This is a genomic window from Paenibacillus sp. FSL H7-0716 (genome assembly GCF_038002705.1).
Lineage (GTDB): Bacteria > Bacillota > Bacilli > Paenibacillales > Paenibacillaceae > Paenibacillus_AQ > Paenibacillus_AQ odorifer.
The window spans coordinates 151,529-166,873 of the sequence record NZ_JBBODA010000002.1 but is presented as its reverse complement, the minus strand read 5'-3'; the positions used below and the strand labels follow the sequence as shown (position 1 = coordinate 166,873).

Genomic DNA, 15,345 nt, shown 5'->3' with positions numbered 1-15,345 from the left:
ATTATTAAGTCTAGCAATCTGGGAGGGAGCAGGAATGAAGCTATCTAATAATAATCCGATTCATAGAATTTATCTGTTAAAAGAGGCAGGGAAACGCCAATGCGGCGGCGGTCACATCAATAAACCCCAGATTGCCCAGTCCCCACTCTTCCTGACACCAATAGAAGCTATCATTCAAATAACCATAGAAGGAGAGACAATAGCTCTTAAAAATGGTGAAATTCTTTTTCTAAGCGCAGGTGTGACTTATCAAATTAATGCTCCATTAGAGACCGTCTCTGTTCTAGCAATCTCCTATGAGGTATATGGGCTAAGCAATAGCACGGAGCAAGAATTGGTCTATGGACTTTGCCGTGAAATTTTTCCGGTCAATGGGATTTTACCTATACGTACGACGAATAAAATAACCCGCTTATTCAGCGAATTGGAGGACGTTGCTGCCAAAAATTTAGAAGCGCAGGCAGATAGAATTCAATCCTTGCTGTATCAGCTACATCAACTGGTCGTAGAGGCTGACGCTGAAGCAGACATTACGGATAGTTCATATTTCAGAATGCTCTCTTATATCCACCAGAATTTCCAAAGGGAGATTACGCGGGAGATGATGTCTCGAATGATGGGCTTCAATCCTCGTTATTTCTCAGTATGGTTCCGCAAGCAGACGGGTTGGAGCTTCACCGAATATGTAGCTCATTTAAGAGTAAATAAAGCGAAAAAACACTTGATGTCCAGCAAAGCAACAATACAGGAAATTTCGCAAAAAGTAGGCTATACAGATGGACTATATCTGAGCCGCAAATTCAAGCAAGTCACCGGGATGACCCCGACAGAGTTCCGTTTGCGTCCCAAACCGAAGCGAATAGTAGCGTTGCAGTTTTTAGGAGATTTGCTTGCGCTGGGGGTGAAGCCTATCGCGGTTGAAGAAGATGTGATGAATTACTCCTTGCTTTTGCTGCCGGAACTGGCGGATGTACGATCATTTGAGTTGCAGGGATGTCCGGCGGAAGCGGAATGGCCTGGGCTGGAAGCCGATTTAGTCATTGCACCAACCTATCTGAGTCCCCGTCAGCTTAAATGCATGGAGAGGTTGGGTCCACTAGTTACGGTAGAGTGTGATAAAATGGACCGCCTGGAACAGATTCGTTTATTCGGCAGACTGCTGGGAGAAGAGGAGCGGGCAGAGGCATGGATAAGGCACTATCATTTGAAAATAGATTTGGCCAAGCAGCGCTTGTCCTCACTAATTGAATCTGGTGAAACGGTAGCGGTGTATGAGATTAGGCAAGATAACAGTATTTATATCTGGAATCATACAGCCCGGGGGGTGTACAATCTGTATCCAATGCTGGGGTTAATTCCACCGGACAAGGTAAGGTCAGATGTTCTGGAGCGGAATGATCATTTATGCATCTCACTGTCGGAATTGCCAATATACGCGGCTGACCATATGTTTGTGGTTGTATCAGGACAAGAGGACTGGATGTCGAGGACACGTAAACGGATTAGTAAAAGTGCGGTTTGGCGCAATCTTCCAGCATTCAGGAATGAACGCATATATTACCTGAAGCTTGAGGAATTTTGGGGCAGCGAAGGGCTTGCACTCGAACGCCAATTGGAGATACAGACAGATTTGTTAACCAGCCATAATTTAAGCTGACAATCGTCCATAGCAAAATTGATGTATTAGCGTGTATATATGTTTTTCCGCGGAGACGGTATATTAAACAAAGATCTAAATGATATTGATTATCAATATCATGATAATATAAAGTCTCAAGGGGGATTTACATTGTACCAAATAATATCGTTAGGAAAAACAAGCATGATAGCCGTTATGCTTACGCTGGTGCTGCTGTTGAGCGCATGCGGACAAGCAGCTAATCAGGGGAATGCTCCAGCTACGTCTGCTGAAGTGACTAAAAGCACTAATAATGATTCTGTAGTTGCCAGCTCGGAGCCGGCTGCTGATGCAGGGTACTGGACATACCAAAGCGATAAAGGCCCGGTGCAGATCCCACGCAATCCACAAAGAGTTGTGATCCCGGTACAAGACTTTATTGGTGATCTTCTGACGCTTGGCGTGACGCCCATTGCCGTTGCCGGGAATGACATCTTGAACCATCCATATTTCAAAGAGGCGCTGACAGGTGTAGAAGTAGTAGGCGATGACATGACCGTCTCCCTGGAGAAAATAACAAGTCTCGAACCGGACTTGATTATCACTTATCAGGAAGATACCTATGAACAAATCTCCAAGATTGCTCCAACGGTCTTTATTCCTTGGGGCAAATACGATTATAAGGAACGATTGATCGAGATCGGGAAAATCTTGAACAAGGAGCAGCAGGCTGTAAAGTGGGTGGCGGATTTCAATCAGAAGCTGGAAGCGAAGAAAGCGGAATTGGCTGATCTGATCGCAGCTGATAAAAAGGTGGCGATCTTTGAAATTGCCGGGAAAGAGCTGTATTTATACGGTTCGTCATATGGGCGTGGTGGAGAGATTATATACAACGGATTGGGGCTGCATGCACCTGATCTTGTCCAAGAGGCAGCCTTTAAAGAAGGCTGGGCTTCCCTCTCACTTGAAGCGTTGCCCGAGTACTTAGGTGAAGCTGATTATATCTTCCAAGGCTTCAGCCGTGGCGTGGAGCAGGATAAGCTGGACATTCTGGACAGTGTCTTCTGGCAAAGCCTACCTGCTGTTAAGGCGGGTCATGTATTCACCTACGATCTTAAAACTTATTATCTCTCCGATGCTTATGCGCTGGACAAGCAGCTGGATGAGATAGTTACGTTGCTGAAGTCTCTTCAATAAGTTAATTTCAAAAGAGTATAAGGGGATGTTCGCGGAGCTATAGAGCTCATGGACATCCCTTTTGCGTATTCATATTCCAAGTTAAGCGAGGTTATAGATTCCATTTGTTGCATAAAAAAGCGGTGTAGAACAAATAGTATGAGTAGGAGGTGTTAATGATGGATCCCTTTAACTCTACTATTTTGGACGATAATCTTAAAGAGCTTCAAGAAAGGCTAGGCCATAGCCCTGATATTGTTATTCGTAGAATTAAATCCATAACCACAGAGGTTGAGGTAGCTGCCGTATATATTGAGGGATTAATAGAAAAATTGAGGGTCAACGAGTTTGTGGAGCATGCGATGTCGTTCGATAAACTAAGTGAAGAACACCCGGTGGTAACATCCGCTGAAGATATCTTTTTGTATATGAAAGAAGTGGCGAGAGGGATCGGAGAAGAACAGACACTTGAAGATTGGGATATGCTTTTTGAGGCTTTATTCTCTGGGGATACCCTTCTTTGGGTCAACGGGATAAGGGAAGCTATCAGAGGGAATACAAGCGGCGGTGAGGTTAGAACGGTATCGGACGCTACAACTCAAGTAGCCATTCGTGGCTCCAAGGAAGGCTTCACAGAATCTATTGGGACGAATATCTCTCTGGTGCGCAGGAAAATAAAAAGCCCTAATCTCTGGGTGGAGTCGATGAAGATAGGTGACGTCACGCAAACGAATGTATCTATTATGTATATTCATGGAATCGTCAATGATAATACCTTAAAGGAGCTCAGAACTAAGCTGCAAAGCATTGATATAGACGGGATTCTGGAATCTGGATACATTGAGCAATTTTTAGAAGATACTCCCTTTTCTCCATTCCCAACATTATATAATACGGAACGTCCTGACAGTGTTGCAGGAAATCTTTTAGAAGGTCGAGTTGCTATTTTTGTGGACGGGACCCCGTTTGTGCTGATTGCACCTACAACCTTTTTTATGTTTTTACATGCCGTAGAAGATTATTACCAGCGTTATGATATTACGACTTTGATCCGATTATTGAGATTTATTTGCCTTGTTATTTCGTTATTTGGCCCTGCACTTTTTATTGCGATTCTAAACTTTCATCAAGAAATGATCCCAACGGCCTTACTTATTAATTTTGCTTCACAAAGGGAGGGGGTTCCATTTCCGGCTTTTATTGAGGCTATGCTGATGGAATTCACCTTTGAGATTATACGTGAAGCAGGAATTCGTATGCCATCTCCTATAGGTCAGACTGTATCGATCATTGGGGGCTTAGTGTTAGGACAGGCAGCCGTACAAGCCGGTATTGTCTCTCCTGCAATGGTTATTGTAGTTTCACTTACAGGAATATCGAGCTTTGCTACTCCTGCTTTTAATATGGCTCTTTCGATACGCATCTTGCGTTTCATCATTATGTTTATTGCAGCCTTCATGGGGCTTTATGGAATAACGATCTTTACTTTTATTTTGGTTGCTCATATGTGCAGCTTGAAATCGTTGGGTTTTCCGTATATGTCTCCATTTGGTCCTTTTATCGCTGAGAATCAGAAGGACTCGATCTTGCGTGTGCCCTTGAAATATATGAAAACTCGGCCGCGTCTTGTTAGCCAAAAAAATAATACTCGACTTAAGGTGAATGATGGAAAGCCGGGGAATGGCAAATGAAGGTCGGATGGATGATGCGTTCATTTATTTATATATGCTGCTTAATGTTGCTGACAAGCTGCTGGAACAGTCGGGAGTTAAACAATTTAGGCATTGTGACCGGTATAGGTGTGGATAAAGTGCCGAATAAAGAGGAATATCATGTTACTTTTCAGATTGTGAATCCATCCTCAACAGCCACAAGTGCAGGAGCTAGCACCGGACAACCCACGATCACTATTTATTCTTCTACGGACCGTACGATCTTTGGTGCTTTTCGCAAGACCTCAAAAAAGGCGGCAAGACAGATGTTTTTTGCACACACGCAGCTATTAGTTTTAGGCGAATCTACAGTGAAGAGCGGTATTGATGGGATTTTTGACATCTTTGAAAGGTCCCATGAGCTGCGGCTCAACACGAATGTTATTGTAGCCAGAGATACGGAAGCATCCTCTATTCTGAAACTATTGCTTCCCGTAGAAAGCCTGCCTGCAATTGGGATTATTAAAAAGAGTAAAAATACCGCTAGAATATATGGAGAAAGCCGGGATATCAATGTTTTTGAACTAATTAATGGTCTCAGTGGAGAAGGGTCAGTGGTGATATCCGGAGCCAGAATTCTTGGAGATGCTGAAGAAGGAACTAAAAAATCCGGGATGGAGCAAACTAAAGTAAAAGCACTTGTCACAATGAGCGGGCTTAGCGTATTGAAAAAGGGGGTTCTTCAGGGATGGCTGGATGGCCCTCTTGCCCGGGGAGCACTATGGGTACAGAACGAGATTAATGAAACCAGTATTAATGTAGATTCAAATGAGGTTAAAGATTCGATAGCCGTTAACATTAATTATTCAAAAACAAAAATTAAGATTGAACTCCGCAATAAAGTACCCGTCATTCATGTAAATGTTGCGGAAGAGGGGACGCTTAGTGAGGCACAGAGTTATATTGAGCTAAGTGATAGAGAGGTAATCGTTCAGTTGGAACAACAAGTGGCTCTTAAAACTAAACAGGAAATAACCCAAGCCTTACAGGCTGCTCAAACTATGAAATGCGATATTTTCAATTTCGGGAATGAACTGAAGCGCACAAATCCAAAAGCATGGGAGACTGTTAAGGACGATTGGGAGTCAGTGTTCGCGGAAGCGGAAATGGACGTTTCTGTAGAGGCCTATATTCGCAGTGTTGGAATGAGATTAGAGCCGAAATTGTTAAAGGAAAAATGAAAGCGTTCAGTGAGAAAGGAGGGAGAAGGCCACTTTATGAAAAAAGAAACCATCAGCGCGAGTCAATTATTTGCTTTGATTTTTTTGTTTGAATTGGGAACGGCCCTTGTGGTACCGATTGGACTTGAAAGTGGCCATGCTGTCTGGATTGCTATTCTGTTAGCTTTGCCCGGTGGACTTCTTTTGTATTTGATTTATGTTTATTTATACCGGCAATATCCGGGCATGATTATTAGCGGGTATACAAGAAAGATACTGGGCAATGTAATAGGCTGGCCGTTAAGCTTAACATACATTCCAATCCTTCTCTTCAATGGCTCTCGAAATCTGCATGAATCAGGTGAGTTGTTAATAGCTGCTTCTTACGACAGAACACCCGTGTTCATCATTTATGCAATGATGGTGGTTGCGGTAATTTACATCTTAAATAAGGGGATTGAGGTGTTTGCGCGGGCGGCTGAGATTTATATGCTGATTATAATATTGTTGGGCTTGACCAGTTGCTTTTTGGTTATTGCCGCCGGACTTGTAAAACTAGATAACTTGTTTCCGTTACAGGCCTCGGATTGGAAGAATGCATTAAAATCAGCCTATCTGAATATATGGCTATTTCCGTTCGGGGAGATGGTATGTTTCACTACGATTTTACCTCATATCAAAAAAACTAAGGTAGCAAAAAGAACCGGAGTCATCGCAATGACTTTATGCGGATTATTACTCAGTTTTACCCATGCCATCGAAATATCCGTTCTAGGAACAGAAATGTACAGTAGAGCCAATTTTCCGATGTTCACTACGATAACGTTAGTAAACCTGGCCAATTTCATTCAACGTTTGGACGCACTTGTGCTCTTAACCTTAATCATTGGAGTATTTTTTAAAATGTCAGTATATTGCTATGCTGCAATGGTAGTCACCGCGGATCTATTCAAGGTGCAAGACAGCAGAAAGCTCGCCGTTCCCGTTGGTATTGTTGTTTTGTTCGGGGCTTTTATTAGTTCAGCGAATTATCCGATACATATGGACGAAGGAAGGATATTTCTGAAATATATTTTGCCGTATTTCTGTGCCGCTGTACCTATTCTCTTGTGCATCGTTCATTACATCCGCAGAAAATTAGGGAGCATAGGTTAGTTTATTTTATTTGATGGATTTATTGCTTCTATTTCGGATAGAGGATGCAATTGTATTAACAAAAGGTAAGGAGATAAAAACGAGCATAGTTATTGATTCCTGTATGCTTGTAGCTGCAAAGGAGTCATAGATCGTCCGCATTGAAGCGATGAGGGTTTCTCCTGATAAAAGGTCGATGATTACTGCCATCAGCAACCCCATAAAAGCAAGCATGAAATATAGTGATAGTAATTTCATAATGATCAACTCCATTTGCTAGATTAACCTTAGGCTAAATGTATTATTACCTCTTGAGTGTTTTTGTAGTCAAAAGAAATAACAAATCCCCTACTGCTCCAACGTTGTTGGAAGCAGTAGGGGATTCTAATTAAAACGCATTTTATTGTGTAAGCCAAGCAGCCAGCTCTTCGGTCTGGGATAACACGGCAATTGGATCATAGTACCAGGATCGTTCTTCTTTCCATACATAGAGATGGCCATTTTTTACAGCGGGAAGGCTACTCCAGATTGGATCAGCTTTGTAATCAGCTTCTGTACGGTTATTGGAAGTTAAGATAATATAATCTCCTGCGTATTTAGCGAGTGCCTCTGTAGAGATTTCCGCCCATTGCTTCTCCATAATCTCTGCGGCTACAGCTGTAGGTGGGGTGCGACCCAGTGCCTGATAGACAGGCTGTCCGCCTCGGCCAAAGTTGTCTCCATAGGCCCAAATGGATTTTCCGCCGTCTTCCATGATGGAAAACGTTGCATCTGCAGAGAGCACTTTGTCTACTTTGGCTTTAGCTTCAGCTATCCGTTTGTCGTAATCTGCAAGCCAGCTTTTGGCTTCCTCTTCCTTACCAAGGAGTTCTCCGAAATAGGTTAATTCGGCATGAGCATCTTTTAGATCACCATATGGCACAACGATGGTTGGAGCGATTTTGCTTAGTGCTTCATAGCTTTCAGCTTGTCCAGAAATAATCAAATCAGGATTAAGTGCGATGATTTTTTCAGGTGACATTTTGCCGTAAGTTCCAGTGTCTGCAACTCCAGTAAGTGCCTCCTTAAAATACATATTCTCCAGTGTTAATCCGGGAGCACCAACAGGGATGGTATCTAGCGCGATCAGACTGCCCAGATATTCCTCAGCGACAATCCTTTTAGGTTGAACAGGGATTTCAATATCACCATTTATAGTAGTGACCTTTTTAAGAGCAGCTGTTTCCGTAGTTTCTGTTGGTTGACTAGTTTCGGTAGGTGCTGTAGTAGCCGATGATGTGTTGCTGTCTGTATTCCCCACAGAATTATTGGAATTCCCGCAAGCTGATATGACTAGAATTAATGCCAGCATGAGGGGAAAAAGAAGCCAATGGGATTGTTTGGTGCTATTTTTTCCTGGATTATGCAATTTGTTGTTCCTCCTATGTATATTGATTATCATTCTCAATAAGAACTTTACAAGCTTCACCGGGTATTTACTATGGACGGATATGATCTCAGCTTATGCAAATTTATGATGTCATTACCCGTAGCAATTCTTGAAGCTGTGCCTGTGAGGACAGTGGGTCAAATCCGTAGAACATATCACCCTGGTTCAGAATATATACCCGTCCGTTACGTACTGCATCTAATTGCTTCCAAGCTTTAGAATGTAGTAGGCGAGTAAAACGTTGTCTTCCCTCAGATGATGAAGGGATGCTGGTGATAATAATATGGTCAGCAGGAAACGATACGATATCCTCAATAGATGCCTCTAAGTACCCGGAATCTGTAATCCCTTTTTCAATAATTACGGAGGGGGGCTTGAAGCCAAGATCACCGTATAGGATTTGGCAACCTCTGCCGAAGCTGCTACTGAAACAATAGGCGGATCGGGAGCTAACCTCCCACACGATAGCCGTACCTCTCTCCATTCCTATTGCATGGTTTAATAACCCGTTGGCGGTAAGACAAAGTCTGTCATAATGACTTAGCCACTGTTCAGCATGCTGTCGTCGATTCACAACCTCGGCAATCAGAGCAAATTGCTCTCGCCAACTCATTTGCATAAAGGGCAGCTCAATAACCGGAGCAACAGGAGTCAGAATCTTATTGTCGGGTAGACTGTAGCCGATAATGACATCTGGTTTTACCGCAGCTACTGAGTCATAGAGTAATGAAAATTTACCTTCGCTCATTTGAAGCTGTTTGGAAGCGGGAACTTGTTCCAAGCTATGCTGCCATTCGGAATAAACCCCGAGTTGAGGCATGATTTCCAGTACTCGCAGGCTAGCGGTGTGATTATAGTTCAGGGCAACGACCCGTTTATTCTTATTCTGGTAGGCTGTAGGTGAAACGCCAACAAGCTGCTTGAATTTTCGGCTCAAATAAGTTCCCTCTTCGTAACCAACCTCATGTGCCAATGTAGTTAGATTAGGGGAACTGGTGAGGATTCGTTGCTGGGCTTTACGGATTCTTAATAGTGTAATATAAGCACTGAAGGATAGGCCAATTGATTTGCGAAAGGCTCGCGAAAAGTGCTCAGGGCTCACTTCAGCTAAAGCAGCCATTTGATCCCGTGTGATATCTTCATTGTAATGAGCTTCTATATACTCAGTCACTTGCTCCATCCAACTGCTTGATCTTTCTTTACGGGATGTCAGTTCACTATGAAGCTCCACGAGGAACTGGGTGAATAGCTGCTGGACCCTAAACGGCTTTTGCTTATCAGCGTCTATCCAGGCACTGTAAAGCTCACCTGCCAAGGCTGTCAAACGTGTAGAGGCATGGTGGACAGGGGAGTTGTCATTTATAAAAATGTCATCTTTACTCTGGGGTATACAGGAATACTCAATCCATATCCCCTTTAACTGTAATTCAGGTTCCATCTTCAATAAAGAAGAACTACTAAGGGCTATTAAGCTTCCGGCCATGACCTTGTGTAGCTTACCGTCTATTTCAAGAAAACCTTTCCCATCCCAGATCATCATAAGGCTGGAATTAGTAGAAGAAATGTTTGAGGCTGTGTAGTTGGTTATTCCAGATAAGCTGATGACCCGAAGGGGCATATAAAAAGGATGGGATGAATAAGGCATCCCGTCGGATTGGATCTGCATGTAGTAATCCCCTTCTTTTCATTGATAATCATTCTCATTTATAGTATAACAGTCTTTCTTACTATTGACTATAATGATGCTTATGATAGTGTTTAAAATAATCCACGAACGGAATAGGGTTAGCTGATAGGAAGGGGTTGAAGTCATCCATGACGACCTGGAATTTACAAGGAACTGTAAGTCACTTATTAATATGTAACGGTAGCAGCTGCAAGAAACACAAAGGTGAAGAGGTAGCTGAAGCGATAGAAGACGAGATTGAGAAGCAGGGCGCACAAAGTCTTATACATACGACTGTGACCCGTTGTAATGGAAGATGTTCAGATGCTTGTGTGGTGATCGCTTATCCCGAAGGTGTGTGGTACAAAGAGATTACACCTAAGCTGGCGAAATCATTAGTGCGGAAACATTTGCAGGGGGAGAAGCTTGAAGATCACTTGTTATACACCTATGATGGACAATTGATTGCTTCAAATGAAAAGGGCGCTAAAGGGAAAAAGAAAAAATAGCAAGGCTTGTAAGTACCATTTAGTTGCGGTTCAAACCCTGTACAGAGGAATATCTCGTGCAGGGTTATTTATTTATAAACAGGGGAGGATTATGATTGAATCGGATCATGACCAGACTCGTAGTAGGACTGTGTGCTTAATTAAGGACATCAAATTTGACTTGCAGGGCTAACGTTGACTATGCTATTAAAAAGTGAATGAAATAACACAGTATATATGATGGTTTATAGGGGAGAGGGTACGATGGAGAGGCTGCAGGTGTGGCCAGAGAAGTTCAAAAAATTTTTTCTGAATAATAAATTTGTAGTAGTGCTGCTCATTATGCTGCTGGTTGGAATTAATATTCTGGTATTCTCCAAAATACCGTTTATTTTTAAGCCGATATCAGTATTGCTGCACACCGTGGCCGCACCATTATTACTGGCAGGTATAGCTTATTATTTGCTGAATCCGTTGGTAGATCGGATGGAGAAAAGATCCCGAATAAAACGTGTATATGCAATAATCATCCTATATTTGTTGATTGCTGGCATCATCACGCTGGTTTTGTTTATGGTCATTCCAATTATACGGACTCAGCTATCAGGTTTGATCGATAATTTTCCAAGGTATAGTGAATTAATTCAAGAACGGTTTATGGATCTGACCGGAACGGAGTTCTTTGGGCAAGTTCAAGACAGTATCGGAACGAACCTTAGTGAGATAACATCTAAGATAACAGCGTGGGGCAGTTCTTTTCTGAATAATGCCTTGACCGGTGTTGGCAGCTTTGTAGGAGCCCTTACAGAGATTGTCTTGGCGGTTGTAACGACGCCATTTATTTTGTTCTACTTGCTTCGCGATGGAAAAAAATTGCCGGATTATATTCTGAAGTTTGTACCTACTTCTCTGCAGCCGCAGACTCGTATGGTCATGTCGGAGATGAACAGTCAGGTATCCTCTTACATACGCGGGCAAATTATTGTCAGCTGCTGTATTGGTCTGCTGCTCTATATTGGCTATTTAATCATTGGTTTGGAATACTCTCTCGTTCTGGCTATTGCTGCTGCTTGTACAGCAGTTGTTCCTTATCTGGGCCCGGCAATCGCGATTACACCTGCCCTAATTGTGGCGATGGTCACTTCTCCATTTATGTTGTTGAAGATGATTATCGTGTGGACAGCTGTTCAGCTGATTGAAGGGAAATTTATCTCACCACAGATCATGGGCAAGACGTTGAAGATTCATCCGATAACCATTATTTTTGTAATTATATTCGCAGGTAAAATGTTTGGAATTCTGGGGATTATCCTTGCAGTTCCGGGTTATGCGGTACTTAAGGTGGTATTTACACATCTTTTTGAATGGTTCCGGTTTCGATCCGGCTTTTATAAACAGATTGAAGAGAATAAGGAATAATGTGGAAGGGTGAAATGTAATGGGAGCACCAATAGCAGTAACCTCTTATGGTAAGCTTCAAGGAGTACAGGAGGGGGACGTGAACATTTGGCGCGGGATCCCTTTTGCAGCTCCACCTGTTGGAGAACTTCGGTTTCGTGCACCACAGCCGCCAGAAGCCTGGGATGGGGTTAGAGATGCTTCTGAATTTGGTCCAGTTAGTCATCAGCCAGCGGATACGAGAGGTACTCGGTTCGGTGGCAAGACGCCGCTTCATTCCGAGGATTGTCTGTATTTAAATATTTGGGCGCCAGCAGTTCATGATGAGCCCTTGCCGGTTATGTTCTGGATTCACGGGGGGACGTTTGTGACCGGGGCTGGAAGTCAGCCGCAGTTTGACGGCACAAGCTTCGCAGAGCGCGGCAAAGTAATTTTAGTGACCATTAACTATCGGCTGGGTCCATTTGGATTCATGAATTTGTCTCCATTTGGCCATGGGCTTGCTTCTAATCAAGGATTATTGGATCAAATCGCCGCGCTGGAATGGGTAAAGCTGAATATTGCTGCTTTTGGCGGGGATCCGCAGCGGGTAACTGTATTCGGAGAGTCAGCAGGGAGTATGAGTATCGCAGCCCTTTTGGCCATGCCAGCAGCGAAGGGGCTGTTCGCTGGTGCGATTATGCAAAGTGGGGCTGCTCAGACGCTGCCTTCCGAGCAAGGAAAGTACATTGCAGCTGCACTGCTAGCTGAATTAGGGATTGCTCCAGATGGAGATGCCAGTCTTCTGCAAACATTTTCTTCTGAACAAATTATCGATGCAGCCGCAAGAATGACTAAAAAGTTAACGGGTGGCTCAATTGGCATGTTATTTCAGCCTGTCATTGATGGGGATACACTTCCTGTAGAACCTGCACAGGCTGTGGCAGAAGGATCGGCACAGGGTATTCCGCTATTGATCGGAACCAATCGTGATGAGGGCAACTTGTTCTTCAGAGAAGAATCACCTGAGGCAGACTTTGACGAATCACTCAAGGCGTTGGAGCAGATGATGGGTACTGGCAGTCTGAAAGAGATTGCTAACCATTATTCTTCCACCTGGGAGGGACAAGCCGAAATTCTAACGGATCTTTACTTCTGGGCAGCCTCGGTGTCTCTGGCGGAAAATCAATTGAATTATGCACCTGTCTGGATGTACCGTTTTGACGGCACGATCCCAGGTCATCCTTTGTTAAATAAAGCTGTGCATAGTGCAGAAATCGTCTATGCCTTTAATAATCTATCTCATCTAACCCATCTTAGGGCAGAAATTAATCCAACGATGCAGAAGTTGGCTGAAGTTATGCATGACGCTTGGATTGCTTTCGCTCATCAAGGAAATCCGGCTACAGCAGAGAGGTTATGGCCGAAATACAATCTGGAAGAACGGGCTACCTTGATCTTTGATGAAGATACGCATGTAGCTTATGATCCTGAGTCAGAGAAACGCAAAAGAATTGTTACTATACTGGCTTAAGAAGATTGAGAGGCTGAATAAAGATGCAGGTAGAAGGCTTTAACCATGTGACCGTAAATGTCAGTAATTTAGCAAAATCCCTGAATTTCTACACAGGAGTTCTGGGCCTTGAGCTAGTTCATAGAGGTAAAACTGATGCTTATCTGGAATGGGGAAGTGCCTGGATATGTCTTGTTGAAAAGCCTGATTATATGGCGATTGCAGATAAAGTGGTTGGGGTAGATCATATCGCTTTTAGCATTGCAGAGGAACATTTTGAGGAGGCCGTCCAAGGATTACAAACCCAAAATGTGCCCATAATTAGAGGGCCAATCAAACGGGGAATAGGCTGGACGGTCAATTTTCTAGATCCAGATGGTATACAGCTGGAGCTGCACACCTCGAATCTGCACGAACGAATGAGTGTTTGGAACACTGCTACCGAATAAAAGATGGGTGTCCTATCAGCCTAAACGGCTAATGGGACACCCATTTTTTTTAGCGACCTAAATATTCTTTGATTCCTAAAACTACTGCTTCGGCTATTTTATTTTGGATGTCCGGGGTAAACAGCAATGCTTCATCCTTGGTATTGCTTAAGTAACCACATTCTAATAATATTGCTGGCATTTTGGTTTCTCTTGTTACATGATAGTTTGCTTGACGAACCCCTCGGTCCTGCAGTCCTGTAGCAACAGCGAGGTATTTGTGAACGGTTTGAGCGAATAATAAGCTATCATTGCGTGTGTAATAGGTCTCTGTGCCACTAGGGTTACTTTTACTGCCCGCCGGAATACTATTGGCATGAACAGAGATAAATAGATCGGCTTTTACATTGTTGGCGAGGTTAGATCTGTCCTGTAGAGTTGGGTATGTATCGCCACTGCGCGTGAGTATAACCTCGATATTGGGTTCTTTCTTTAGTAATTCTGCAATTTTAAGTGCTGTCGGCAAGGTGAAATCTTTCTCTTTAAGCTTGTTAACACTTGAACTCCCTGGATCTTTCCCACCATGTCCTGCATCGATGACGATTATCTTCTTGTCTGTGTTGCCGGTAGAAGGTGGAGGAGTTGTAACCGGTACTTCTGGTAAGGTGGTTTCAGGAAGCGTAACACTAGTCCCATTAAGATCCACAATAATAAGTCCATCATTAGCATTTATCAGACTGTAGCTATTAGCGCTGTTTAGATCAATGACGATCCGAATGGTCGATGGGGAACTGCTGAACAATGAATAGCGAACGGCAGTAACATTAGGATAGTCGGTAACCGTTAACTGTCCGCTTTGGTTCTTTCCTACGGACAGATTCTGATGGAAGTCGGTTCCAAAACCAGTATTCGGTAAATCCACGACAATTCGGTCTTTGTCTGTCATAGTGAACACGGTAGGTTTTATACTGCCGTTCACTGCAATGACCAGCTGGTTATCGATGAAGCTAAGATTGGTGACTGTAGCTACTGAGCTATTTCCTTCAGTTGCTGTATTCCCGTTTGATCCGTTATCTGAAGGTGCTGTTGGAGTGGGTTGTGGAACCGTAATTTCCGGATCGCTTCCCCCAATCTCAGGTACTGGAGAGGTTAAATATACGGTTTTGGTTACATTGTCCCAACCGACAGTAGTTCCTGTCTGTTCCCCAACAAATCTTAAAGGAACAAGGGTTGTGCTGCCACTGAGAAACGGAGGGTTGTCCAGTTTGACTGGTTTCCCTGAAGCTTCTGCCATCGTATTATCCACGATCAGCTTTAAAGTAGTTCCTTTTTGCTCAATGATCGCCGTCTTGGCCACATTATCCCATTTCACGGTATAACCAAGCTGTTCCGCAACAACACGAAGAGGAACCATTACACTGCCATTTACAATTTGTACCTGTGCTTCTTTTGAAATCTTAAGATCATTGCCGTCTAGGTTGATGTGTGTTTCCGCAGAGCCGGCATACCCAGTTCCTGGATGAACCAGCACCAACAAAAGCAGCAGTAACGCCAAAAAACCAAACTTTTTCATCTGCAATCCCTACCATCCCCGTTTATTGGTCTCTAGCAATTCTTACTTTTTCTTCCTTTGATGCCGTTTAA

13 protein-coding genes are annotated in these 15,345 nt (G+C 43.3%); 9 read left to right on the top strand and 4 right to left on the bottom strand.

Annotated elements, in window-relative coordinates:
- Window positions 1-34: 34 nt before the first annotated feature.
- From MHH60_RS03635 to MHH60_RS03615, 5 genes are all read left to right on the top strand, one after another.
- Window positions 35-1,657 (top strand): helix-turn-helix domain-containing protein, encoded by a 1,623-nt coding sequence (locus tag MHH60_RS03635; RefSeq protein ID WP_076134735.1) that lies wholly within the window; start codon window positions 35-37, stop codon window positions 1,655-1,657.
- Between the two features lie 132 nt (window positions 1,658-1,789).
- A complete protein-coding gene (locus MHH60_RS03630; protein ID WP_256715097.1) occupies window positions 1,790-2,815 on the top strand; it encodes an iron-hydroxamate ABC transporter substrate-binding protein in 1,026 nt (341 codons plus the stop codon).
- A 158-nt stretch (window positions 2,816-2,973) separates the two neighbouring features.
- The gene (locus tag MHH60_RS03625) at window positions 2,974-4,485 is read left to right on the top strand and encodes a spore germination protein (protein WP_076134734.1); all 1,512 of its coding nucleotides are present in this window, start codon (window positions 2,974-2,976) and stop codon (window positions 4,483-4,485) included.
- The gene (locus MHH60_RS03620) at window positions 4,482-5,687 is read left to right on the top strand and encodes a Ger(x)C family spore germination protein (protein WP_076134733.1); all 1,206 of its coding nucleotides are present in this window, start codon (window positions 4,482-4,484) and stop codon (window positions 5,685-5,687) included. Before MHH60_RS03625 ends, MHH60_RS03620 begins: the two co-directional genes overlap by 4 nt.
- Window positions 5,688-5,723: 36 nt before the next feature.
- Window positions 5,724-6,821, top strand: coding sequence for a GerAB/ArcD/ProY family transporter (locus tag MHH60_RS03615; protein WP_076134732.1), 1,098 nt, complete (start codon window positions 5,724-5,726; stop codon window positions 6,819-6,821).
- Between the two features lie 6 nt (window positions 6,822-6,827).
- Here MHH60_RS03615 and MHH60_RS03610 read toward each other — a convergent pair whose 3' ends face one another.
- From MHH60_RS03610 to MHH60_RS03600, 3 genes are all read right to left on the bottom strand, one after another.
- Window positions 6,828-7,058 carry a hypothetical protein gene (locus MHH60_RS03610; protein ID WP_076134731.1) on the bottom strand — a complete coding sequence of 77 codons (231 nt, stop codon included), beginning with the start codon at window positions 7,056-7,058 and terminating at the stop codon, window positions 6,828-6,830.
- A gap of 142 nt (window positions 7,059-7,200) precedes the next feature.
- The gene (locus tag MHH60_RS03605) at window positions 7,201-8,151 is read right to left on the bottom strand and encodes an ABC transporter substrate-binding protein (RefSeq protein WP_232061539.1); all 951 of its coding nucleotides are present in this window, start codon (window positions 8,149-8,151) and stop codon (window positions 7,201-7,203) included.
- A gap of 160 nt (window positions 8,152-8,311) precedes the next feature.
- On the bottom strand, window positions 8,312-9,895 hold the full coding sequence (locus tag MHH60_RS03600) for an AraC family transcriptional regulator (protein ID WP_076134729.1): 1,584 nt from the start codon (window positions 9,893-9,895) through the stop codon (window positions 8,312-8,314).
- 149 nt (window positions 9,896-10,044) lie between these two features.
- On the opposite strand from MHH60_RS03600, the gene MHH60_RS03595 reads away from it, so the two are divergent.
- From MHH60_RS03595 to MHH60_RS03580, 4 genes are all read left to right on the top strand, one after another.
- On the top strand, window positions 10,045-10,404 hold the full coding sequence (locus MHH60_RS03595; protein WP_036676102.1) for a (2Fe-2S) ferredoxin domain-containing protein: 360 nt from the start codon (window positions 10,045-10,047) through the stop codon (window positions 10,402-10,404).
- 243 nt (window positions 10,405-10,647) lie between these two features.
- Window positions 10,648-11,802: an AI-2E family transporter gene (locus tag MHH60_RS03590; RefSeq protein WP_076134728.1), complete on the top strand. Its 1,155-nt coding sequence runs from the start codon at window positions 10,648-10,650 to the stop codon at window positions 11,800-11,802.
- Between the two features lie 19 nt (window positions 11,803-11,821).
- Window positions 11,822-13,294: a carboxylesterase/lipase family protein gene (locus MHH60_RS03585; protein ID WP_076134727.1), complete on the top strand. Its 1,473-nt coding sequence runs from the start codon at window positions 11,822-11,824 to the stop codon at window positions 13,292-13,294.
- Between the two features lie 23 nt (window positions 13,295-13,317).
- Window positions 13,318-13,722, top strand: coding sequence for a VOC family protein (locus tag MHH60_RS03580; RefSeq protein ID WP_076134726.1), 405 nt, complete (start codon window positions 13,318-13,320; stop codon window positions 13,720-13,722).
- Between the two features lie 49 nt (window positions 13,723-13,771).
- Here MHH60_RS03580 and MHH60_RS03575 read toward each other — a convergent pair whose 3' ends face one another.
- The gene (locus MHH60_RS03575; RefSeq protein ID WP_076134761.1) at window positions 13,772-15,274 is read right to left on the bottom strand and encodes an N-acetylmuramoyl-L-alanine amidase family protein; all 1,503 of its coding nucleotides are present in this window, start codon (window positions 15,272-15,274) and stop codon (window positions 13,772-13,774) included.
- Window positions 15,275-15,345: the final 71 nt, after the last annotated feature.

Excerpts from the sequence above, each read along its gene's own strand:
- MHH60_RS03600 (WP_076134729.1), bottom strand. The coding sequence starts at position 9,895 with ATGCAGATCCAATCCGACGGGATGCCTTATTCATCCCATCCTTTTTAT.
- MHH60_RS03635 (WP_076134735.1), top strand. The coding sequence starts at position 35 with ATGAAGCTATCTAATAATAATCCGATTCATAGAATTTATCTGTTAAAA.
- MHH60_RS03620 (WP_076134733.1), top strand. The coding sequence starts at position 4,482 with ATGAAGGTCGGATGGATGATGCGTTCATTTATTTATATATGCTGCTTA.
- MHH60_RS03585 (WP_076134727.1), top strand. The coding sequence starts at position 11,822 with ATGGGAGCACCAATAGCAGTAACCTCTTATGGTAAGCTTCAAGGAGTA.
- MHH60_RS03590 (WP_076134728.1), top strand. The coding sequence starts at position 10,648 with ATGGAGAGGCTGCAGGTGTGGCCAGAGAAGTTCAAAAAATTTTTTCTG.
- MHH60_RS03605 (WP_232061539.1), bottom strand. The coding sequence starts at position 8,151 with ATGCTGGCATTAATTCTAGTCATATCAGCTTGCGGGAATTCCAATAAT.
- MHH60_RS03575 (WP_076134761.1), bottom strand. The coding sequence starts at position 15,274 with ATGAAAAAGTTTGGTTTTTTGGCGTTACTGCTGCTTTTGTTGGTGCTG.
- MHH60_RS03625 (WP_076134734.1), top strand. The coding sequence starts at position 2,974 with ATGGATCCCTTTAACTCTACTATTTTGGACGATAATCTTAAAGAGCTT.
- MHH60_RS03615 (WP_076134732.1), top strand. The coding sequence starts at position 5,724 with ATGAAAAAAGAAACCATCAGCGCGAGTCAATTATTTGCTTTGATTTTT.
- MHH60_RS03610 (WP_076134731.1), bottom strand. The coding sequence starts at position 7,058 with ATGAAATTACTATCACTATATTTCATGCTTGCTTTTATGGGGTTGCTG.
- MHH60_RS03580 (WP_076134726.1), top strand. The coding sequence starts at position 13,318 with ATGCAGGTAGAAGGCTTTAACCATGTGACCGTAAATGTCAGTAATTTA.
- MHH60_RS03595 (WP_036676102.1), top strand. The coding sequence starts at position 10,045 with ATGACGACCTGGAATTTACAAGGAACTGTAAGTCACTTATTAATATGT.